Raw genomic sequence first — 21,778 nt, 5'->3', positions numbered from 1 at the left:
CATGGACTTTCAGAGTGCCCGTGTGCGGGCGGTGAAAAGCTCGCCGAGCATGGCGGTATCGGTGCTGGCCAAGCAGATGCTGGCCAAGGGCGAGCCGGTGATCAACCTGAGCCTGGGCGAACCGGACTTCAACACCCCGGCCCACGTGATCGAGGCCGCGCACCAGGCGATGCTCGAGGGCAACAACCACTACACCGCGCCCAATGGACTGGAGGTGCTGCGCCAGGCCATCGTCGACAAGTTCGAGCGGGAAAACGGCCTGCGCTACGCACTGGACGAAATCTGCGTGGGCAATGGCGCCAAGCAGCTGCTGTTCAATGCGTTTCTCGCCACCCTGGAGCAGGGCGATGAAGTGCTCACGCCAGCGCCGTACTGGGTGTCGTACACCGACATGGCGATGCTCAACGGCGGCGTGCCGAAGGTGGTGCCGTGCGGCGCCGAACACGGCTTCAAGCTGGATGCCGCGCGCCTTGAGGCCGCCATCACCCCGCGTACCCGCTGGCTGATGCTGAACTCGCCGAACAACCCCTGCGGGGCGATCTACAGCCGTGAAGAGTTCGCGGCCCTGGGCGCCGTGCTGGAGCGCCACCCCCGGGTGCTGGTGATCTCCGACGAGATCTACGAGCACATCGTGCTGGGCAGGCAGCCGTTCGTGTCGTTCGTCAGCGCCTGCCCGCACCTGCGCGAGCGCACCTTGCTGATCAACGGCGTGTCCAAGGCCTACGCCATGACCGGCTACCGCCTGGGCTATGCGGCCGGGCCACGCGAGCTGATCGTGGCAATGAACAAGACCCAGTCACAGACCACCACCTGCCCGTCGACCATTTCGCAACTGGCGGCTGCTGCGGCGCTCAATGGCCCGCAGGATTTCGTGCGCCAGGCCAATCGCGAGTACCAGGCCCGAGGAGCGCTGGTGGTCGAGGGCCTGGCGGCCATCGAGGGGCTGAGCCTGCAGATGCCCGAGGGCGCGTTCTATGCCTTCCCGCAATGCGCCGCGTTCATCGGCAGGCGCACACCGGACGGGCAGGTGATCGAAACCGACGCCGACCTTGCCAGCTACCTGCTGCGGGTGGGCAAGGTGGCCACGGTGCCGGGCTCGGCCTTTGGCCTCGAACCCTACATTCGCCTGTCGTTCGCCACCTCGCGCCAGGAGCTGGAGCAGGCCCTGGGGCAGCTGCGCGATGCGTTCGCGGCGCTGGCCTAGTCACGACAAACCGACTTTCACGAGGTTTCAAGCATGAGCAAGCCGTTCAAACGTTTGTTGATCACCGGTGCAGCCGGCCGCCTGGGCAGCGTGTTGCGCAAGCACATGCAGGCCTTTGCCGACGAGCTGCGCCTGACCGATATCGCCGACATGGGCAGCGCCGCGCCGCACGAAGAACTGGTGCGCTGCGACCTGGGCAACCTGGCCGATGTGCTGCCGCTGGCCGAGGGCGTGGATGCCATCATCCATGCCGGCGGCGTGCCGGTGGAGGACACCTTCGCGGCGATCCTCAACGGCAACATCGTGGGCACCTACAACATCTATGAAGCGGCGCGCCAGCATGGCGTCAAGCGCGTGATCTACACCAGTTCCAACCACGCCATCGGCTTCTATGACCGCACCGAAACCATCGACGCCAGCGCAGCGCACCGCCCCGACAGCCTGTACGGGGTGAGCAAGTGCTTTGCCGAGGACCTGGGCCGCTACTACTGGGACAAGTTCGCCATCGAGTCGGTGAACCTGCGCATCGGCTCCTCGTTCCCCGAGCCGCTGGACCGGCGCATGCTCGCCACCTGGCTGTCGTTCGCCGACTTCGCGCAGCTGTGCGAGCGCTCGCTGCTGGCGCCACGGGTCGGCCACATGATCGTGTACGGCATGTCCGACAACCGCGAAACCCTGTGGGACAACCGCCTGGCGTCCTCCCTCGGCTACGTGCCCAGGGACAGCGCCGACGACTACCGCGAGAAGGTCCTGGCCGAGCACCCGCCGCTGGACCCGAACGAGCCGGCGGCGCGCTACCACGGCGGCAACTTCGCCGGCGCCGGCCACTTCGAAGACCCGAAATGACCTTTTCCGAGCACTTTTGAAGAGACCCCAGCCATGGCTTCGACAGCAACAAAGCAGCATTACGATGTGGTGATCGTCGGCGGTGCGGTGAATGGCAGCGCCACCGCGTATTTTCTGGCCAGCAACCCGGACTTCACCGGCTCGGTGCTGGTGGTGGAGCGCGACTGGACCTATGCCCAATCGGCCACGGCGTTGTCCAGCAGCTCTATCCGGGTGCAGTTCTCCAACCCGATCAACATCCAGATCTCGCGCTTTGGCGCGCAGTTCATCCGCGACTTCCCCGAACTGATGGCGGTCAATGGCGACAGGCCCGACCTGGCCTTCAAGGAGAACGGCTACCTGTTCCTGGCCGACCAGAAGGGTTTCGACGTGCTCAAGCGTCTGCACCAGACCCAGCTGGACAACGGTGCCGACGTCACGTTGCTGGACACCGAGGCGCTGATCCGCCGCTTCCCGTGGGTCAACCCCGACAGCCTGGCCGGCGGCACCTATGGCGAGAGGGACGAGGGCTGGTTCGACAACTACGGGATCATGAACGGCTTTCGCAGAAAGGCCCGCAGCCTGGGCGTGGAGTATGTCGAGAACGAAGTGGTCCAGGTGCTGCGCGAGGGTGATGTGATCACCGGTGTGCGCCTGGGCGATGGCCAGTTGATCGGCTGTGGCCAGCTGGTCAACACCGCCGGCACCCGTGGACGCCAGGTGGCGCGCCTGGCCGGGCTGGACATTCCGGTGGAGGCGCGGCGCCGTTCGCTGTTCGTGTTCGACTGCCATACGCCGCTGCCCGGCACCGTGCCGCTGACCATCGACCCCACCGGGGTGTTCTTCCGCCCCGAAGGCCACCTGTACCTGGGCGGCACCTACCCACGCCACGACCCGGAGGTGGATTTCAGCGACTTCGACGTGATGCACGACGAATTCGAGGAAGAGGTGTGGCCGGTGCTGGCCGAGCGTGTGCCGGCGTTCGAGGCGATCAAGGTGGTCAACTCCTGGGCCGGGCACTACGACTTCTGCGTGCTCGACCACAACGCCATCGTCGGCCCCCATGACCAGGTGCGCAACTTCCTGTTCTGCAACGGTTTCAGTGGCCACGGCCTGCAGCAGGCACCGGCCATCGGCCGCGGCCTGAGCGAGCTGATCATCTACGGGGGCTACCGCACCCTGGACCTGAGTGCCCTGAGTTATCAACGGGTGATCGAGAATCGTCCTTTCCTGGAAGACTCGGTCATCTGACCGCGCCGCCTGATGGAGAACAACAAGATGAACACTGACAACAACGGGCTGCGCACGGGCGGGCAGGTGCTGGTCGATGCCTTGCGCATCAATGGCGTGGAACGCGCGTTCTGCGTGCCCGGCGAGAGCTACCTGGCGGTGCTCGATGCCTTGCACGATGCCAGGGACGACATCGAGCTGATCGTGTGCCGCCAGGAGGGCGGCGCCGCCTACATGGCCGAAGCCTACGGCAAGCTCACCGGCAAGCCGGGTATCTGCTTCGTCACCCGCGGGCCGGGGGCGACCAATGCCTCGGTCGGCGTGCACACCGCCTTCCAGGACTCCACGCCGATGATCCTGTTCATCGGCCAGGTGGCCCGCGACCAGGTGGAGCGCGAAGCCTTCCAGGAGATCGACTACCGCCGCATGTTCGGCCAGATGGCCAAGTGGGTGGTGGAGGTCGACGATGCCGCGCGCCTGCCCGAGCTGCTCAGCCAGGCGTTCCACCGCGCCACCAACGGCCGCCCCGGCCCGGTGGTGGTGGCCCTGCCCGAAGACATGCTGACGGATCGGGTGGCAGTGGCCGATGCCGGCCCGGCCCGGCGGATCGAAGCGGCGGCGGCATCTGCCGACCTGCAGCGCCTGCAGGCTCTGCTGGGCGAGGCACAGCGCCCGTTGGTGGTGCTGGGCGGTGGCGGCTGGACCGCCGCGGCGGTGGCCGATGCGCGGCGCTTCATCCAGGCCCAGAACCTGCCTGTGGCGGCTTCGTTCCGCTGCCAGGACCTGTTCGACAACACCTTGCCCCAGTACGCCGGCGACCTGGGCCTTGCCGCCGGCCCCGAGCTGGTGGAGGCGGTGAAAAGCAGTGACCTGCTGCTGGTGATCGGTGCACGCCTGGGCGAGATGAGCACCGGCGGCTATGCCCTGGTGGACATTCCGGTGCCCAGGCAGGCGCTGGTGCACATTCACCCCGGCATCGAGGAACTGGGCCGGGTGTACCAGCCGACCCTGGCGATCAACGCCGGCATGCCGACCATCGCCGCGCAACTGGCGGCGCTGGCGCCGGCCAAGCCACAGGCGTTCGCCGAGTGGGTACAGCGCCTGAACAGCGGCTACCGGGCCAACTTCGAATGCCCGCGTTCGCCCGGCGCGGTACAGATGAGCGAGGTGATCGCCTGGCTCAACCAGCACCTGGCCGCCGACAGCATCATCACCTGCGGTGCCGGCAACTACACCGGCTGGGTGCACCGCGGCTACCAGCACCAGGCGTTTCGCACCTTGCTGGGGCCCACCAACGGCTCGATGGGCTATGGCGTGCCGGCGGCGATAGCGGCCAAGCTCACCGCGCCGCAGCGCAGCGTGGTGGCGTTCGCCGGTGATGGCTGCTTTCTGATGAACGGCCAGGAGCTGGCCACTGCCGCGCACTATGACGCCCGGGTCATCGTGGTGGTGGTGAACAACGGCATGTACGGCACCATCCGCATGCACCAGGAGCGCAGCTACCCGGGGCGGGTGTCGGGTACCGACCTGCACAACCCCGACTTCGCCGCGCTGGCACGGGCCTATGGCCTGCATGCCGAAACGGTGAGCGCCACCGAGCAGTTCGCGGGTGCGTTCGAGCGTTGCGAGGCGTCGGGCAAGCCGGCGCTGATCGAGGTGCAGATCGATCCCGAGGCGCTGACCCCGCGCATGACCCTCAGCCAGATCCGCGAAAAGGCCCTGGCGTCGCGTTGACCCTCCAGGCGGGGGGCAGGGTCTGCCTCCCGCCGTTTCCCCCATTCCCCTGCGAGCCCATCAGCATGAACCTTGCCGATCCTGATCTGCTGCGTGAACGTTGCTATATCGATGGAACCTGGGTGGGCGCCGACAGCGCCCGCAGCATTGACGTGACCAACCCGGCCACCGGCCAGCGCCTGGGTGGCGTGCCGCGCATGGGCGCCGACGAAACCCGCCGCGCCGTGTTCGCCGCCCAGGCGGCGCTGCCGGCCTGGCGCGCCCTCACCGCCAAGGAACGCGCCAGCCGCTTGCAGGCGTGGTTTCGCGAAATTCTCCTGCACCAGGAAGACCTGGCGCGCATCATGACCGCCGAGCAGGGCAAGCCCCTGGCCGAGGCCCGTGGCGAGATCGCCTTCGCCGCAGCCTATGTGGAGTTCTATGCCGAGGAGGGCAAGCGCCTGTATGGCGACGTGATCCCCTCGCCGCAGGCCGACCGGCGCCTGCTGGTGACCAAGGAGCCGATTGGCGTGTGCGCGGCGATCACGCCGTGGAACTTCCCGGCGGCGATGATCACGCGCAAGGCCGCCCCGGCCCTGGCGGCCGGGTGCACGCTGGTGCTCAAGCCCGCCTCGCAGACCCCGTTCAGCGCCCTGGCGCTGTGCGTGCTGGCCGAACGCGCGGGCATACCGCGTGGCGTGCTCAACGTGGTGACCGGCGACTCGGCCGCCATCGGTGGCGAACTGACCGCCAACCCGGTGGTGCGCAAGCTGTCGTTCACCGGCTCCACGCCCATCGGCATCCAGTTGCTGCAGCAGAGCGCGGCCACGGTGAAGAAGGTGACCCTGGAGCTGGGCGGCAACGCGCCCTTCATCGTGTTCGACGACGCGGACCTTGAAGCGGCGGTGGAGGGCGCACTGGTGGCCAAGTTCCGCAACAGCGGGCAGACCTGCGTGTGCGCCAATCGCTTCTACATCCAGGACGGCATCTACGAGCGCTTTGTCGAGCGTTTTGCCCAGCGGGTCGGCGAGCTGGTGGTGGGCGAGGGCAGCCAGGCCGGTACCACCGTCGGCCCGCTGATCGATGCCAAGGCCGTGGCCGGGGTCGAGGCGATGGTGAGCGACGCACTGGAGGGCGGTGCGCGACTGGTCGCCGGTGGCCGGCGCCACCCCCTTGGCGAGGCGTTCTACCAGCCCACCGTGCTGGCCGAGGTGACACCGGACATGCGCGTGGCCCGCGAGGAGATTTTCGGGCCGGTGGCGCCGCTGTTTCGCTTTCACAGCGAAGAACAGGTCATCGCCCAGGCCAATGCCACCGAGTTCGGCCTGGCCTGCTACCTGTATGCACGGGATGTGGGGCGGATCTGGCGGGTCTCGGAGGCCCTGGAGTACGGCATGGTCGGCGTCAATGTCGGCGTGCTGGCCACCGAGGTCGCACCGTTTGGCGGTGTGAAGTCATCGGGGCTGGGGCGCGAAGGCTCGCGCTACGGGATCGAGGATTACCTCGAGATCAAGTACGTGTGCCTGGGCCTGGGCTGACCCGCGAGGGCAGGGCGACAGCGCCGCTCAGTCGCCGCTGTCGACCAGGCGCTGGTAACGCGACAGGCTTTCTTCCAGGTGCTTGCGCACCGCCGAACGGGCGGCGTTGACGTCGCCCATGCTGATGGCCGAGAGAATCGCGCCGTGTTCGCGGCCGATCTTCTTGATGTGCGCCAGGCGGTTCTTGCCGGTGGACTGGCCGTGCTTGAGGTTGAGGTCGAAGATGATGTCCGGGCCCAGGGCTTCGAGCAGCTGCGGGAAGTGCGGGTTGTTGGTGGCGCGGGCAATCGCCAGGTGGAACTCGAAGTCGGCACGGGCCTCTTCCTCGAGGTTGGAGCCGTCCAGCGCGTTGAAGCGGTCGAAGGCCTCGGTGATCTGCGCCACGCTGGTGGGGCTGCGGCGCTCGGCGGCACGCGCGACCGACTCGGTCTCGATGCCCAGGCGCAGTTCCAGCACGTGGGCGGCGGCGCGCACGTCATCGACTGCGGTACTCAGGGCAAAGCCCAGGCGCTTGACGTCCTGCTCGACCACGAACACGCCTACACCCTGGCGGGCGATCAGCCGACCGCCCAGACGCAGCGAGGCCACGGCCTCGCGAATCACAGGGCGGCTGACGCCGAATTCCTTGCACAGCTCCTGTTCGGACGGAAGCTTCTGCCCCGGCCCGTATGTGCCATTGTCGATCCGGTTGGACAGCTCGTGGATCACTGTCTCCGCCAGATTGGCCCTGCGCGTTCCAAACGACGCATTCATAGTTGTGTAGCTCCTGAAACTGATGTGCTCATCACGATGGATTGAATGGTTGAACAGGTTGGCGCATCCGTCAAACGCGATCTGCGTCGATTTCACCCGACCCGCTAAAAACCCGAAGTAGCGGCGAAAATGTAGCCATATGTTATCAAACAACTGACTTGTTATGGTGCAAGCGCCTGATTCTACTGCAATCCCATGCCTCGTTAAGGTGCATGGATCAAGGCGTGCGTGGCTTTTGTCAGCATTTTCATTTTCCTCAAGCATACACCCATTGACAGTTGCCTGCTGACTGTTATCTTACAAGTGCGCCGGCGAGGTTGGCCAGGCGTGTGCAGTTCGTCCAATGATTACTGGGAGCTGAGAATGAATAAGAACAACCGGGGTTTGACCGCCCTTGCTGCACTGATGGCAACACTGATGGGGGCTGGCACGGCGAACGCGGCGGACACCCAGCTGGTACGGATCGGCTTTGCCGGCCCGCTGACCGGGCCCTCTGCACACCAGGGGCTGGATGTGGAACATGGCGTGAGCATCGCCATCGAAGAGGCCAACCAGCAGCAGTTGAAGCTGGGCGACAAGGTGGCCCAGTTCAAGCTGGTGTCCGAGGACGATGTGGCCGACCCGCGTACCGGTACCGCCGTGGCGCAACGCCTGGTGGATTCGAAGGTGGCGGTGGTGATCGGGCACTACAACTCGGGCACCAGCATCCCGGCCTCGAAGATCTACGCCGATGCCGGCATCCCGCAGATCTCGCCGTCGGCGACCAACCCGGCGCTGACCCGCCAGGGCATCAAGACCGTGTTTCGCGTGGTCAACGACGACGCCACCCTCGGCCGCTATGCCGGCAACTACCTGGTCAAGACCCTGCAGGCCCAGCGCATCGCGATCTTCGACGACCGCACCGCCTACGGCCAGGGCCTGGCCGACGAAGTGACCAAGGCGGTCAAGGCCGCCGGTGGCAACGTGGTGGTACGCGAATACACCAACGACAAGTCCACCGACTTCAATGCCATCCTCACCACCGCCAAGTCGCAGAAGGTCGATGCGGTGTTCTTCGCCGCCCTCGACTACCAGGCCGCCCCCATGGCCAAGCAGATGAAGAACCTGGGCCTGAAGGCCAGGTTCATGAACATCGGCAACCTGCCCAACGACGAGTTCAAGAAGATGGCCGGCAGCGCCGCCGAGGGCGTGTACGCCTGGAACTACGGCACCCCGTTGCTGGAGATGCCCAAGGGCGCGGCGTTCGAGCAGAAGCTCAAGGCCAAGTTCGGCACGGGCGTGGTGCAGTCCTCGCCTGCGGCGTACGACGCCACCTGGGCGGCGATCACCGCCATGGTCAAGGCGCAGTCGGCCGACCCTGCCGTGTACCTGCCGGTACTCAAGAGCGAAAGCTACGAGGGCGTCACCGGCACCATCGCATTCGATGAATTCGGCAACCTGAAAAGCCCGGCCGCCACGGTGTTCCAGTTTGCCGACGGCGGCTGGAAAACCCTCTCGGTCGAGCGCGACTGAGCCGTTGCTCTACCTCGAATAACAAGCGGGCCGCCCGGCTCGCAACAATAAGAAGCGTTCATTTCTGACCTGCCAGGCATGCCGCCGCGTCGCTGTTGCCAGCGCACGCGGTGAGCGACAACGCAGTTTTGAGGATTCAGCTCGTGGAAGGCAATTTCGATATCTTGTTGCAGCAGGTCCTCAACGGCCTGGTGCTGGGCAGCATCTATGCCCTGGTAGCCCTGGGCTACACCATGGTCTACGGCATCATCGGCCTGATCAACTTCGCCCACGGCGAGGTGGTGATGGTGGGCGCCATGGTGACCATCTCGGTGCTGAGCATGCTCGCGGGCATGGGCTTTGCGCCCGGCATCCTGACCCTGCTGCTGGCGATCATGGTGGCGGCGGCGGTGTGCATGCTGATGGCCCAGGGCATGGAGAAGTTCGCCTACCGGCCCTTGCGCAAGGCCCCGCGCCTGACCCCGCTGATCCTCGCGATCGGCATCTCGATCGCCTTGCAGAACCTGGCGATGATGATCTGGGGGCGTGGCTACAAGACCTTCCCCGAAGTGGTCGAAACCCGCCCGATCGAGGTGTTCGGCGCCACCGTCACCAACGTGCAGATGAGCATCATGATCATCTCGGTGGTGATCATGCTGGGGCTGTGGCTGCTGGTCGACAAGACGCGCCTGGGCAAGGCCATGCGCGCCACCGCGCAGAACCAGGAAGTGGCCGGGCTGATGGGTATCAACATCAACCGGGTGATTTCCGCGACCTTCCTGATCGGTGCCGGGCTTGGCGCCATCGCCGGGGTGATGCGCGCGGTCAACTACGGCCAGGCCGACGCCTACATGGGCCTGCTGCTGGGGCTCAAGGCCTTCTCGGCGGCGGTGCTGGGCGGCATCGGCAACCTGTTCGGGGCCATGGCCGGCGGGCTGCTGCTGGGCCTGATCGAGTCGCTGGCCGCCGGCTACACCGGCCACCTCACCGGGGGCTTCCTGGGCGCCAACTACCAGGACATCTTCGCGTTCGCCGTGCTCATTCTGGTGCTGCTGTTCCGGCCCAACGGCCTGATGGGCGAACGCCAGGCCGACCGGGCCTAGGAGGCAACGCACATGAAAAACCAAACCGCACAGTACCTGCTGCTGATCCTGGCGTTCGTGGCCTTGCCCTTCGTCGTCGACAGCATTCCGTTCCTGGGGCCCACCTGGGTACGCATCCTCGGCTTTGCCATGCTCTACGTGCTGCTGGCACTGGGCCTGAACATCGTGATCGGCTACGCCGGCCTGCTCGACATGGGCTACATCGGCTTCTATGCCATCGGCGCCTACCTGTACGCCTTGCTGGCCTCGCCGCACCTGAATATGGCCGGGCTGGTGGACGGCGTGCTGAACTGGCCGCTGTGGGTGATCATCCCGCTGGCAGCGATTGCCGCGGCCATCTGCGGGGTGCTGATCGGCGCCCCGGTGCTCAAGCTGCGCGGCGACTACCTGGCCATCGTGACCCTGGGCTTTGGCGAGATCATCCGCATCTTCATGAACAACCTCGACCAGCCGGTGAACATCACCAACGGACCGCAGGGCATCAGCAACATCGCACCCTTGCACATCGACGGCGGGGCCTGGTCGCATGCCGCAGGGCAGGCGCCCGAGGCGCTGCTGTCGCTGCAGACCTCATGGAGCCTGTTCGGGCTCAAGGTCACCCCGGTGATCAGCTACTACCTGTTCTTCCTGGTGGTGGTGATCTTCGCCATCGTGCTGTCCAAGCGCCTCGAAGTCTCGCGCATCGGGCGGGCCTGGATGGCCCTGCGCGAGGACGAGGTGGCGGCCGAGGCCATGGGCCTGAACAAGCGCAACCTCAAGCTGCTGGCATTTGCCATGGGCGCGACCTTTGGCGGGGTGTCCGGGGTGCTGTTTTCCAGCTACCAGGGCTTCGTCAGCCCCGAGTCGTTCACCCTGATGGAGTCGATCATGGTGCTGGCGATGGTGGTGCTCGGCGGCATGGGCTCGATTCGCGGCGTGGTGCTTGGGGCGTTGATCCTGTCGGTGATGCCCGAGGTGTTCCGCGACCTGGTCAACTGGATACAGCCGTTCGTGATGGACAACGTGACCTTCGTCAGCCGCGAGGTGCTGCGCAACGTGCTGGATGCCTCGACCCTGCGCATGCTGGTGTTCGGCCTGGCGCTGATTCTGGTGATGCGCTACCGGCCCGAGGGCCTGTGGCCGTCCAACCGGCGCCGCGCCGAGCTGCATGACGGCGACCCCGAGCCCACCCCGGCGGCGACCGCGCTGAGCACCACGGTGCCCGCGAGCACGCCGGCCTTCGATCACCCGGCCCAACAGGCGGACAAGGTATGAGCGACGTATTACTGGAGCTGCGTTCGGTCAGCAAGTTCTTTGGCGGCCTGCAGGCCCTGCACGGCATCGACCTGTCGATCCGGCGCGGCGAGATCCGCGGCCTGCTGGGCCCCAACGGCGCGGGCAAGACCACCCTGTTCAACGTGCTTACCGGGCTGTACCGGGCCGAAGAGGGCAAGGTCGAATTCGACGGCAAGCCGCTGAACATCAGCAAGCCGCACAAGGTGGTGGAGGCGGGTATCTCGCGCACCTTCCAGAACATCCGGCTGTTCCACAACATGACCGCGCTGGAAAACGTGATGATCGGTCGCCATGTACGCACCCGCTGCGGGGTGTTCGGGGCTGTGTTCCGTACCCCGGCCTGCGTGCGCGAAGAGCGCGAGATTCGCCAGGCTGCGCGGCACTGGCTGGCCTATGTGGGCATCGGGCACCTGGCCGGGGAGCTGGCCAAGAACCTCTCCTACGGCGATCAGCGGCGTCTGGAAATTGCCCGCTCGCTGGCCACCGAACCCTTGCTGATTGCCTTGGACGAACCGGCGGCCGGCATGAACGCCTCCGAGACCGAAGGCCTGCGCCAGCTGATGTGCAAGATGAAGGCCGACGGCAAGACGGTGCTGCTGATCGAGCATGACGTGAAGCTGGTGATGGGCTTGTGCGATCACGTCACCGTGCTGGAATTCGGCAGGAAGATCGCCGATGGCCTGCCGGCCGATGTGCAAAGGGATCCTCGGGTAATCGAGGCCTATCTGGGTTCGGAGGCGGTGGCCTGAACATGAAGAACATTCTTGAAGTACGCGACCTGCAGGTGGCCTACGGGGCCATCCAGGCGATCAAGGGCATCGACCTGCACATCCGCGAGGGCGAAATGGTCGCGTTGATCGGCGCCAACGGCGCCGGCAAGACCACCACCCTCAAGACCCTGGCCGGCCTGCTCAGCCCGGTGGCCGGGCAGATCACCTTCGATGGCAAGGCGCATGCGGCGATCAAGAGCTACGACCTGATCCGCCAGGGCCTGGCGCTGGTGCCGGAAGGCCGCGGGATCTTCCCCAAGCTGACGGTGTACGAAAACCTGGAGATGGGCGCGTTCTCGCGAACCGACGGCAAGGACGCGATCCAGGCCGATATCGAACGGATGTTCGGCATCTTCCCGCGGCTCAAGGAGCGCGCCTTTCAGCTGGCCGGCACCATGTCGGGCGGCGAGCAGCAGATGCTGGCAATTTCCCGGGCATTGATGGGCAGGCCCAAGCTGCTGTTGCTCGACGAGCCGTCGATGGGCCTGGCGCCGATCATCGTGCAGAAGATCTTCGAAACCATCGTCGAGGTGGTCAAGGGTGGCGTGACCCTGCTGCTGGTGGAGCAGAACGCCAGGCTTGCCTTGCAGACCTGCCAGCGCGCCTATGTGATCGATGGCGGGCGCATCGCGCTGGAAGGCCAGGCCAGCGACCTGCTGCACAACGAGCAGGTGCAGAAGGCGTACCTGGGCGAGTAGGCGCCGTTCAGGGGTGCCGGCGCTGCACCAGGGCCGGGCCCTGGTTGCGACTGTTGCCCACGGCGCTGTCCACGGGGTACCACTCGAACACCTGGGCGGGCTCGGCGAGGTCCAGCAGCAGCTGTTCGGCGTATGCCTTGGAGGTGGCGGGGTCCAGCCAGTGGCGTGCCGCATCTGCAGCCAGCACCACCGGGCGCCGGTCATGCACATCCAGCAGGCCGCCCTGGCTGTCGGCCGTGATGATCACGCAGCCGTCCTGTTCGCCGGGTGGGTCGCCCAGCTGGCCGATGGCCGCGCACAGGGCAGGGCGTCCATCGCGGCGGCGGATCAGGTAGGGCTGCTTCTTAGGCCCGCCTTCATCGACCCATTCGAACCAGTTGTCGACCGGCACGATCAGCCGGTGCGGCCAGATGGCGCGAAAGAACGGGCCGTGGGCCACCTTCTCGACGCGGGCATTGATCGGTGCCGGCTTGTCCTGCGCCCAGTGTGGCCGCCAGCCCCAGCGCAGCAGGTCGGCGTGCAGGGTGTCATGCTGCAGGCCGAGTACCGCCAGCTGGGTGGTGGGGGCCACGTTGTAGTGCCCAAGCGGCGCATCGCCCACGCGGTTGACCAGTGGGTTGGGCATGCTCAGGGCGTCCACGAACTCGTGGATGCCGTGGTACTGGCTCAGTCGTCCGCACATGTGCACCTCCGCCGGCAGGCCTGTTTGAGCATAGGCCGATTTGGTGGGCGGCGGTGCGTGGCCGGTCGGCCGCTGTCAGCCGGGGGCGAGGGTCACGGCGCTTCCTGGCTCAGCGCCGAGCGCCCGGCACTGTGGAACACCACGTCATCCTGCGGGGTGTGGATGCGGCTGCACAGCACGTTGCGGTAGTGCCGCTCCAGCGGGTTGTGCCGCGAAAGCCCTGGGTTGCCGCTAGCCTCGATGGCCAGCTCCACGGCCTGGATGGCATTGTGCGTGACCAGTTGCTTGAGCTGCCCGGCGTGCTGCGCGGTGACCTGGCCGCTGGCCGCGGAGTCGAGCAGGTTGCGGTTGGCGAACAGCAGGGTATCGATGCGCCCGACCCGCTCCTGAAAGCGCGGCAGGCTGGCCAGCGGCTGGCCGAGGTTGGACGGCACCCGCTCGCGCAGGAAGCTCACCAGCCAGTCGCGTGCGGCCTGGGCCACGCCGTCGTAGAGGCTGGCCAGCAGCACCGCCATCCACAGCTGAGCTTCGCCATCGAGCTCGGCGCGCGGTGCGCTGGCCGGGCTGACGGCCACGGCATGCTCCAGCGGCAGCAGCACATCGTCGAACTCGACGCGGTGGCTGCAGGTGGCACGCATGCCCAGGTGATCCCACTCATCGACGATGCGGATGCCGGGGCTGTCCTTGTGCACCAGAAAGCCGCCCACCAGCGGGTCGGCATCGTCGCTGCGCGCCCACACCAGGTACCAGCTCAGGCCGTGGCTGCCGGTGGAGTAGAGCTTGGTGCCGGACAGGCGCCAGCCTTCGGCGGTACGCCGCGCGAGGGTCGCGGGCAGGCCGCCACGGGCCGGGGTGCCCAGCTCGGGTTCGACCCTGAAGGCATTGATCAGCGCGCCGTGCTCCACCGCTTCGCGGGCCAGGCGCTGGCGCAGCGACAGCGGCCAGCGCTGGTCGTCCTGCAGGCGCACGTGCTGCAGGTACTGCATGACCAGAATCAGTGCGGTGGAGGGCTCGCCCTTGGCCACGGCGGCCACCACCTTGCGCGCGGTGGCGAGGTCGGCACCGGCCCCCCCCAGCTCGCGCGGCACGGTGAGCGCGAGCAGGCCATGGCGTTGCAGCAGGGCAAAGTTGGCGGCGGGGAAGGCACCGCTGCGGTCCACCTCGGCGGCGCTGGCGGCCAGCTCGCGGGTCAGGGTAAACAGCAGTGGGTCCAGGTCGGCGAGGGCAGGGGCCGACTCGATCGAACGGTACGGCGCGGCAATAGAAGACAGGCTCATCAGGCACTCATCGCAGAAAATCCAGGGAGCACCCGGGGGTGCCGTCGTCCCGCCCCGAGTTGTGTGTGCAGATCGGCGGGCTTATGACCGTATGCGTTAAATTTTCTGCTGTAAAATTCTTTATGGTTATAAGCTAATGGCGATAATTAAACGTTATTTGCATATTAGGATATTCATAAAATGCACTTCACTGATTTATGGCGAGCCGGTAGAGTCGCTCTACAATCGCCTTCAGGAGTGCACTGCATGCCACCCATTTCACGACTTCTCGCCCTCGCTGGCGCCTTGCTGCTGGCCGGGCAGGTGCTGGCCGAACCGCGTATCGAACTGCGTATCGGCGACCAGAAGGGCAACATGCGTGCCCAGCTGGAGGCCGCCGACGGGCTGCGCGACCTGCCGTATGACATCAAGTGGGCGGAGTTTCCGGCTGCCGCGCCGCTGGCCGAGGCGCTCAATGCCGGCGCGGTGGACGCCGGCATCATCGGTGATGCGCCGCTGCTGTTCGCCCTGGCGTCCGGCGCGCAGGTCAAGGCGATTGCCGTGGACAAGTCCGACGCCTATGGCACAGCGGTGCTGGTGGACCCCGGGTCGGCGCTGCACGCGGCGGCCGACCTCAAGGGCAAGCGCATCGCCACCGGGCGCGGCTCGATTGGCCATTACGTGGCGCTCAAGGCGCTGGCCAGCGCGGGGCTGAGCGAGAAGGACGTCGAGTTCCGCTTCCTTGGCCCGGTGGATGCCAGGATGGCCCTGGCCAACGGTTCGGTGGATGCCTGGGCGACGTGGGAGCCCTACACCGCGCTGGCCGAAACCACCGGCCAGGGCCGGGTGCTGGTCAATGGTCGCGGCTTGTCCAGTGGCAACAGCTTTCTGGCGGCGACTGACAAGGCGTTGGCCGACCCGGCCCGGCGCGCGGCCCTGCAGGACTACCTGGCGCGCCTGGCCAAGGCCCAGGTGTGGGCCAACCAGAACCTGGACAGCTACTCCAAGACCCTGGCGCAGATCATCGGCTTCCCGCAGGACGCGGCCCGGCTGCAGTTCGAGCGTCGCCAGTTGCGCTGGCAGGTCGTGGACGCCGGCACCATCGCCGAGCAGCAGGAAACCGCCGACTTCTACCAGGCCCACGGCCTGATTGCCCAACGTCTGGACGTGGCGCCGACCTTTGCCGGCGGCTTCGTGCTGCCCGCCAGCGTCGCCGTGACCCAGGCCCACTGACAGGAGCTGACCCCATGCAACCGTTCAAACGTCTGCGACAACTGGCCATCGGCGCGCTGCTTGGCGCCAGCCTGATCGGTAGCGCCAGCGCGGGGCAAACCCTGCGCATCGGTTACCAGAAATCCTCGACGCTGCTGATTCTGCTCAAGGCCCAGGGTACGTTGGAGCAGCAGCTGGCGCAGCAGGGCATACAGGTCAGCTGGCATGAGTTCGCCAGCGGCCTGCCGCTGCTGGAGGCCCTGAACCTGGGCAATGTCGATGTGTCGGCGGATGTGGCCGACACCGTGCCGGTGTTCGCCCAGGCGGCGGGGGCGCGGCTGACCTATTTTGCCCGCGAGACACCATCGCCACTGGCCCAGGCCATTCTGGTGCCGGCGGATTCGCCGCTGCACAGCCTGGCGGACCTCAAGGGCAAGAAGGTGGCGGTGACCAAGGCCGCGGGGAGCCATTACCTGTTGATACAGGCCCTGGCCAGGGCCGGGTTGACCTTCAGCGATATCCAGCCGGCCTACCTGATCCCGGCCGATGGCCGTGCGGCGTTCGAGAACCGCAAGGTCGATGCCTGGGTCACCTGGGACCCGTTCGTGGCCAGCGCCCAGCGCCAGCAGCATGCGCGGGTGCTGAGCGATGGGCAGGGGCTGGCCAGTTACCAGCGTTACTACCTGGCGGGCAGCGATTACGCCAAGGCGCATCCGCAGGTGCTTGAAACTGTATTCGGTGCGTTGCAGAAGGCGGGGCAGTGGACCAAGACCAACCCCACGCAGGCGGCGCAGGTGCTGGGGCCGTTGTGGGGCAACCTGGATGTGGCCACGGTGGAGCAGGCCAATGCGCGGCGCAGTTACGACGTGCAGTTGGTGAAGCCGGAGCATCTGGCCGAACAGCAGCAGATTGCCGATGTGTTCTTTGCCCAGGGCCTGTTGCCGCGCAAGGTGGATGCGGCGGCGGTGTCGTTGTTCGAGCCGGTGGCAGGGCGCTGATTGCGGCTCGGCGGGTGAGGGCTGCCTGATCCACGGTGGGTTCAGGTTGTACGAGCGCTTCGCGCTCGATTCGCCGGCAAGGCCGGCGCCTCCTGTGCTTGTGCCCGAAGGGCGCAGGAGCGGGCCTTGCCCGCACCTGCGTATGCGGCCTGTCGGCCAGGGGCAGACCATACGGTCTGCTCAAGAGGTTCAGATCACCCGGAACCCATGGGTGCCATCACGCCCCAGCTGCGCCACCAACCCGAACTCCCAATCCAGGTACCCCTGCATCGCCTCACGCGGGTTGTCGGTGCCTTCATACGGCCGGCGGTAACGGTCGCTGCGCGGCACCGCCAGGTGCGTCTCGCCCGACTCCAGCGGCCGCCCCTCGGCAATCCAGCGGCCCGTACCACCCTCCAGCACGAATACCGGCACTCGGGTCAGGCGTTGCAGGTCCTGCGCCGCAAACCGCGCCAGCAAGCTGCTGCCGCAGGTCAGCACGTAACGTCCCGCCACCGGCAAGCGCTCCAGTGCCTGCTCCAGCTGTGCCCTGATCGCCCAGTGCGCACCCGGTATGTGCCGCTGCACGTAATTGGCACTGGTGGTGAAGTCGAGCAGCACCGTGTCGGCGTCTGCCTGCCACTGCACCAACTGTTCGGGGTCGATGGTCGAAGGCTGCGGCAACGCCGGCAACGGCGGCTGCCAATCACCCGTTTCGCTGAAGTCGCCTGCGCCCAAGCCATCGAGCACCGCCACCTCCCAACCCATCTGCGCCAACCACGACGCACTCATGTTGGCACGCACGCCATCGTCATCGATCAGTACGATGCGCGCCCCGCGCACACTGGCCACATGGTCGGTTTCCTGCACCAGCTGACCACCCGGCGTCGAGCGGCTGCCTGGCAGGTGGCCCCGGGCAAATTCCTCGGGGGTGCGCACATCGAACACATAAGTACTGCGATCGGCCTGGGCGCGCCACGCCGCCAGCGTCTGGCTGTCTGCACGCACGACGCCGGCCTTGTCGGCCACGGCGCGGGCCTGTTCGGCGGCGCGCTGCCGGTTGGCCGGGCTCACGTCGCCAAAGCGCCGCGATTGGCCATGGGCCAGGGTCTGCCCCGCCAATGTCCAGCCAATGGTGCCGTTGCGCAAAGCCGATACCGGGTTGGGAATGCCGGCGTTGACCAGCGACTGGGTGCCGATAATGCTGCGGGTGCGCCCGGCGCAATTGACGATCACGCGGGTGGCCGGGTTCGGTGCCAGCTCGGCCACCCGCAGCACCAGTTCGGCACCCGGCACGCTGATGCCGCCCGGAATGCTCATGGTCTGGTATTCGTCGAAGCGACGCGCATCCAGCACCACCACGTCGGCCTTTTCGTTCAGCAGCGCCTGCACTTCTTCGGCCGCCAGCGAAGGGGTGTGGCGCTGGCTTTCCACCAGTTCGCCAAACGCCTTGCTCGGTACGTTCACATCCTGGAACAGCTCGCCGCCGGCCTCGCGCCAGCCGGCCAGGCCGCCTTCGAGCAGGGCCACGTCGCTGTAGCCAAGTTGACCCAGGCGCTGGAGCGCAATCTGCGCCAGGCCCTCGCCATCGTCATACACGGTGATCGGTGTATCGCGCCGGGGCACTCGCGCGTAGATTTCGATTTCAAGCCTGGACAGCGGGATGTTGGCCGCGAACAGCGGATGTTCCACGGCGAAGGGCGCTTCTTCGCGCACATCGATCAGGGCCAGTTCATGCCTGGCCAGCAAGTGCTGGCGCAGGTGGGCGTAGGTGCGGGTGGTCGGGGTGCTCATGGCGCAAGGTTCTCTTTTGACAGGTCCCACAGATTGGGCAGTTGGGTGTTGGAATAACCGGAAATGAAGGGTTTCTCGCTGCTGTCGGCCAGGTACACGGCACGCCTGACCGCGCCGATGTTGGCGCCGTACACGTGGATGCTGATCGACACCTGGTCGTCGAAGGCATTGCTGACCTGATGGATGTCGCCGATGCGCGGCGACACCGCCTCGACCTGGCCGCGCTCGAGGCGCACCGGGCTGCCGGACGGCAGCAGCGCGCCGTGCTCGTTGCGGGCAAAACCCTGGGCGTATTCGGCGCCGCGCAGCATGCCGATCAGGCCCCATACCCGGTGGTCGTGGACCGGCGTGGTCTGCCCCGGCCCCCACACGAAGCTGACGATGGAGAAGCGCTGGCGCGAATCGCAGTGCAGCAGGTACTGCTGATAGCGTTCGGGGCTGGGCTGGGCCAGCTCTGGCGGCAGCCAGTCGTCATGGGCCACCAGTTGCTGCAACAGGCGCTGGCCATCATCGAGAAGGGCCGCTTCATCGGTTTCTCGGTCGAGCAGGCTGGCCAGTTCGTCGATGAACTGACGCAAGCGGTCCAGGCGAAGGGGGTCGGTCATGGTCGGGGCTCTGGCTACGGTTTCGAATCACCCTAGCAACCGCCTGATGATTCTCAAAATTCAAATTGAGCATAAGCTAATATGCGTAAAGTGAATTTTAAAGCTGTTTCAATATAAATCATTTTTTATATTAGGTTATGCCTAAAATGAATTTCACAAGGGGTGGCGGGCTCTGTAGCTTATAAGCGTTCGTTTTGAAGAAAGAACCTTCTATAACCAATAAGCTTTCTTCGCCCTCTTCAAGGAGCCCCCCATGAGCGTTCAATTCATCGGCATGATCGGCCACCGCCTGTCTTCGGAGACCCTCGATCCGGCTGGCCCGATCTTCGACAAGGCGTACATCACCCGTTTTGCCCAGGTGCACGAGCAGGCAGGCTTCGACCGGATTCTGGTGGGGTACTGGTCGGATCAGCCCGACGGCTTTCTGGTCACGGCCCTGGCCGGGCTGGCGGCGCCGCGTATCGGCTTTCTGCTGGCGCATCGCCCCGGCTTCGTGGCGCCGACCCTGGCCGCGCGCAAGCTGGCAACCCTCGATCACCTGCTCGACGGACGCCTGGCGCTGCACGTGATCAGTGGCGGCAATGACGGCGAGCAACGCAAGGACGGCGACTACCTCGACCACGACCAGCGCTATGCGCGCAGCGACGAGTTTCTGGAGGTGGTGCGCAAGGTCTGGACCGAAGACACCCCCTTCGATCATCACGGCATCTTCTACCAGGCGCAGAACGCCTTCTCTGCCATCAAGCCTGTGCAAAAGCCGCACTTGCCAGTGTTTTTCGGTGGTTCTTCGGCGGCGGCCCTGGAAGTGGCCGGCAAACATGCCGATGTGTTCGCGCTGTGGGGCGAGTCGCTGGAGCAGACCCGCGAAACCATTCAGGCAGTACGTGCCCAGGCGGCCTTGCACGGGCGCCAGGTGCAGTTCAGCGTGTCGTTCCGGCCGATCATCGCCGATACCGAAGCTGCGGCCTGGGCCAAGGCCGATGCCATTCTCGATACCGCTCGCCAGCGCCTGGAGCGCGCCGGCCCGGTGGTGGCCAACAAGCCGCAGAGCGTCGGTGCGCAGCGCCTGCTGGACACCGTGGCGCAAGGCGAGCGCGTGGATGAGCGCCTGTGGACCGGTATGGCTGCACTGGTTGGCGGTGGGCACAACTCCACCGCGCTGGTGGGAACCCCCGAGCAGGTGGCCGATGCCTTGCTGGCGTACTACGAGCTGGGCGTGACCACCTTTCTGATTCGCGGGTTCGACCCGATCAACGACGCCGCCGACTACGGCCGCGAGCTGATCCCGCTGACCCACGCCAAGGTCGCGGCGCGCCAGGCACAACGCAGCGCCTGAACGGCGCAGCAACCCCAACCCCACCCCGAGACCGCACGCGCGGATCGCCTTGCCTTGTGCCGTACCGGCACCTGGAGACCTGCGTGCGAGATGCTCTGCAACGAACCGCCACTGCGCGCCCGCATTCCCTGACCCTGAACCTCGATGCCCGCGAAGTGCTGGCCGGCTGCCTGTTCCTGGGCTTCGGCCTGACCGGGCTGCTGGTGGGCAGCGCCTATGCCAGCGGCACGGCGATGCGCATGGGCGCAGGCTACTTTCCCTGGCTGGTGAGCCTGGCCCTGTGCGGGCTGGGCGTGGCCTTGCTGGTGCGCGGCCTGTGGCTGGGCCGCGAGAAGGTCACGCTGGGCGGGCTGTTCATCGTCCGCCCGGCGCTGGCCATCAGTGCCAGCGTGGTGGCGTTCGCGCTGCTGCTGCCCAGCCTTGGCCTGGCGCTGGCGACCCTGTGCATGACGCTGCTCAGCGGCCTGGGCCGGCACAAGGCGCACCTGGGCGAACTGCTGGCGGTGGGCAGCGCGCTGGGGCTGTTCAGCGTGCTGGTGTTCGGCTACGGGCTGGGCCTGAACCTGCCGGCCTGGCCTGTCTGAGGAGCGACCCATGGAGCTGTTGGCACACCTGGGTATCGGCCTTGAAGCCGCCTTCACCCTGAACAACCTGCTGTACTGCCTGATCGGTGTGACCCTGGGCACGCTGGTGGGGGTGCTGCCCGGCCTGGGGCCGGTGGCCACCATCGCCATGCTGCTGCCGATCACCTACGGCCTGAGCCCGGCCGCGGCGCTGATCATGCTGTCGGGCATCTATTACGGCGCCCAGTACGGCGGCTCGACCACGGCGATCCTGGTCAACCTGCCGGGCGAGTCGTCCTCGGTGGTGACCTGCCTGGACGGCCATGCCATGGCACGCAAGGGCCGGGCCGGTGCGGCCCTGGCCATTGCCGCGATCGGTTCGTTCATTGCCGGCAGCCTGTCGATCCTGCTGCTGGCCGCTGCTGCCGCACCGCTGGCCGAGGTGGCGCTGAAGTTCGGCCCGGCCGAGTACTTCTCGCTGATGCTGCTGGGCCTGGTGGCCGCCGTGGTGCTGGCCCAGGGCGACGTGCTCAAGGCCGTGGCCATGACCCTGCTGGGCCTGCTGCTGGGCCTGGTGGGCACCGACGTGAATTCCGGGGTGGAGCGCTTTACCTTCGGCCTGCCCCAGTTGAGCGACGGCATCAGTTTCGTGGTGATCTCGATGGGCATCTTCGGCATCGCCGAAATCATCGCCAACCTGGAGCGCAGCCGCGGCCAGCCGCCCCAGGTGGCGCGGGTCGGCAGCCTGATGCC

At 66.4% G+C, this 21,778-nt stretch carries 20 protein-coding genes; 15 read left to right on the top strand and 5 right to left on the bottom strand.

The window, feature by feature from the left end; translation table 11 throughout:
- The first annotated feature begins 1 nt into the window (after position 1).
- The 5 genes from QMX96_RS21890 to QMX96_RS21870 all read left to right on the top strand — a co-directional run bounded on the left by QMX96_RS21890 (position 2) and on the right by QMX96_RS21870 (position 6,510).
- Positions 2–1,204 carry an aminotransferase class I/II-fold pyridoxal phosphate-dependent enzyme gene (locus QMX96_RS21890; protein WP_043864052.1) on the top strand — a complete coding sequence of 401 codons (1,203 nt, stop codon included), beginning with the start codon at positions 2–4 and terminating at the stop codon, positions 1,202–1,204.
- Between the two features lie 33 nt (positions 1,205–1,237).
- Positions 1,238–2,050, top strand: a complete 813-nt coding sequence (locus tag QMX96_RS21885) for an NAD(P)-dependent oxidoreductase (RefSeq protein WP_043864051.1) — start codon at positions 1,238–1,240, stop codon at positions 2,048–2,050.
- A 33-nt stretch (positions 2,051–2,083) separates the two neighbouring features.
- Positions 2,084–3,280, top strand: a complete 1,197-nt coding sequence (locus tag QMX96_RS21880; protein ID WP_058540334.1) for an FAD-dependent oxidoreductase — start codon at positions 2,084–2,086, stop codon at positions 3,278–3,280.
- Positions 3,281–3,307: 27 nt separating this feature from the next.
- Entirely contained in the window at positions 3,308–4,993 is a 1,686-nt protein-coding gene (locus tag QMX96_RS21875; RefSeq protein ID WP_282362398.1) for a thiamine pyrophosphate-binding protein, read from the top strand.
- A gap of 65 nt (positions 4,994–5,058) precedes the next feature.
- Positions 5,059–6,510, top strand: coding sequence for an NAD-dependent succinate-semialdehyde dehydrogenase (locus QMX96_RS21870; RefSeq protein WP_282362397.1), 1,452 nt, complete (start codon positions 5,059–5,061; stop codon positions 6,508–6,510).
- Between the two features lie 27 nt (positions 6,511–6,537).
- Here QMX96_RS21870 and QMX96_RS21865 read toward each other — a convergent pair whose 3' ends face one another.
- Positions 6,538–7,263 carry a FadR/GntR family transcriptional regulator gene (locus QMX96_RS21865; protein ID WP_043864047.1) on the bottom strand — a complete coding sequence of 242 codons (726 nt, stop codon included), beginning with the start codon at positions 7,261–7,263 and terminating at the stop codon, positions 6,538–6,540.
- 363 nt (positions 7,264–7,626) lie between these two features.
- On the opposite strand from QMX96_RS21865, the gene QMX96_RS21860 reads away from it, so the two are divergent.
- The 5 genes from QMX96_RS21860 to QMX96_RS21840 all read left to right on the top strand — a co-directional run bounded on the left by QMX96_RS21860 (position 7,627) and on the right by QMX96_RS21840 (position 12,600).
- Complete coding sequence (locus QMX96_RS21860) at positions 7,627–8,775, top strand: branched-chain amino acid ABC transporter substrate-binding protein (protein WP_078481146.1); 1,149 nt, start codon at positions 7,627–7,629, stop codon at positions 8,773–8,775.
- Positions 8,776–8,918: 143 nt separating this feature from the next.
- Positions 8,919–9,857, top strand: a complete 939-nt coding sequence (locus QMX96_RS21855; RefSeq protein ID WP_043864046.1) for a branched-chain amino acid ABC transporter permease — start codon at positions 8,919–8,921, stop codon at positions 9,855–9,857.
- Between the two features lie 12 nt (positions 9,858–9,869).
- A complete protein-coding gene (locus QMX96_RS21850; protein ID WP_043864045.1) occupies positions 9,870–11,111 on the top strand; it encodes an ABC transporter ATP-binding protein in 1,242 nt (413 codons plus the stop codon).
- Positions 11,108–11,881, top strand: a complete 774-nt coding sequence (locus QMX96_RS21845) for an ABC transporter ATP-binding protein (protein ID WP_054914344.1) — start codon at positions 11,108–11,110, stop codon at positions 11,879–11,881. The genes QMX96_RS21850 and QMX96_RS21845 overlap by 4 nt, the downstream gene beginning before the upstream one ends.
- A 2-nt stretch (positions 11,882–11,883) precedes the next feature.
- Positions 11,884–12,600 (top strand): ABC transporter ATP-binding protein, encoded by a 717-nt coding sequence (locus tag QMX96_RS21840; RefSeq protein WP_043864043.1) that lies wholly within the window; start codon positions 11,884–11,886, stop codon positions 12,598–12,600.
- Between the two features lie 7 nt (positions 12,601–12,607).
- Here QMX96_RS21840 and QMX96_RS21835 read toward each other — a convergent pair whose 3' ends face one another.
- Together QMX96_RS21835 and QMX96_RS21830 are read right to left on the bottom strand one after the other, a co-directional pair.
- On the bottom strand, positions 12,608–13,282 hold the full coding sequence (locus tag QMX96_RS21835) for an SOS response-associated peptidase family protein (protein ID WP_043864042.1): 675 nt from the start codon (positions 13,280–13,282) through the stop codon (positions 12,608–12,610).
- A gap of 92 nt (positions 13,283–13,374) precedes the next feature.
- Positions 13,375–14,559 (bottom strand): acyl-CoA dehydrogenase family protein, encoded by a 1,185-nt coding sequence (locus QMX96_RS21830; RefSeq protein ID WP_100632636.1) that lies wholly within the window; start codon positions 14,557–14,559, stop codon positions 13,375–13,377.
- 255 nt (positions 14,560–14,814) lie between these two features.
- Between QMX96_RS21830 and QMX96_RS21825 the strand changes: the two genes are divergently transcribed.
- Together QMX96_RS21825 and QMX96_RS21820 are read left to right on the top strand one after the other, a co-directional pair.
- On the top strand, positions 14,815–15,771 hold the full coding sequence (locus QMX96_RS21825) for an ABC transporter substrate-binding protein (RefSeq protein ID WP_153002448.1): 957 nt from the start codon (positions 14,815–14,817) through the stop codon (positions 15,769–15,771).
- A gap of 14 nt (positions 15,772–15,785) precedes the next feature.
- Entirely contained in the window at positions 15,786–16,748 is a 963-nt protein-coding gene (locus QMX96_RS21820) for an aliphatic sulfonate ABC transporter substrate-binding protein (RefSeq protein ID WP_058540330.1), read from the top strand.
- 189 nt (positions 16,749–16,937) lie between these two features.
- Here the strand turns inward: QMX96_RS21820 and QMX96_RS21815 are convergent, their stop codons facing one another.
- Positions 16,938–18,521 carry a rhodanese-related sulfurtransferase gene (locus QMX96_RS21815; protein ID WP_058540329.1) on the bottom strand — a complete coding sequence of 528 codons (1,584 nt, stop codon included), beginning with the start codon at positions 18,519–18,521 and terminating at the stop codon, positions 16,938–16,940.
- On the bottom strand, positions 18,518–19,126 hold the full coding sequence (locus tag QMX96_RS21810) for a cysteine dioxygenase (protein WP_058540328.1): 609 nt from the start codon (positions 19,124–19,126) through the stop codon (positions 18,518–18,520). Before QMX96_RS21810 ends, QMX96_RS21815 begins: the two co-directional genes overlap by 4 nt.
- A gap of 253 nt (positions 19,127–19,379) precedes the next feature.
- On the opposite strand from QMX96_RS21810, the gene QMX96_RS21805 reads away from it, so the two are divergent.
- The 3 genes from QMX96_RS21805 to QMX96_RS21795 form a co-directional block, all read left to right on the top strand.
- Positions 19,380–20,462 carry an LLM class flavin-dependent oxidoreductase gene (locus QMX96_RS21805; protein ID WP_058540327.1) on the top strand — a complete coding sequence of 361 codons (1,083 nt, stop codon included), beginning with the start codon at positions 19,380–19,382 and terminating at the stop codon, positions 20,460–20,462.
- A gap of 83 nt (positions 20,463–20,545) precedes the next feature.
- Positions 20,546–21,046: a tripartite tricarboxylate transporter TctB family protein gene (locus QMX96_RS21800; protein ID WP_282362393.1), complete on the top strand. Its 501-nt coding sequence runs from the start codon at positions 20,546–20,548 to the stop codon at positions 21,044–21,046.
- Positions 21,047–21,056: 10 nt separating this feature from the next.
- Positions 21,057–21,778 (top strand): tripartite tricarboxylate transporter permease (locus QMX96_RS21795; protein WP_282362392.1); only part of this gene is annotated, 722 nt, incomplete at its 3' end.

The sequence above is a fragment of the Pseudomonas sp. PS01300 genome, assembly GCF_029960155.1.
Taxonomy (GTDB): domain Bacteria; phylum Pseudomonadota; class Gammaproteobacteria; order Pseudomonadales; family Pseudomonadaceae; genus Aquipseudomonas; species Aquipseudomonas palmensis.
This window is presented reverse-complemented; position numbering and strand designations above follow the sequence as displayed.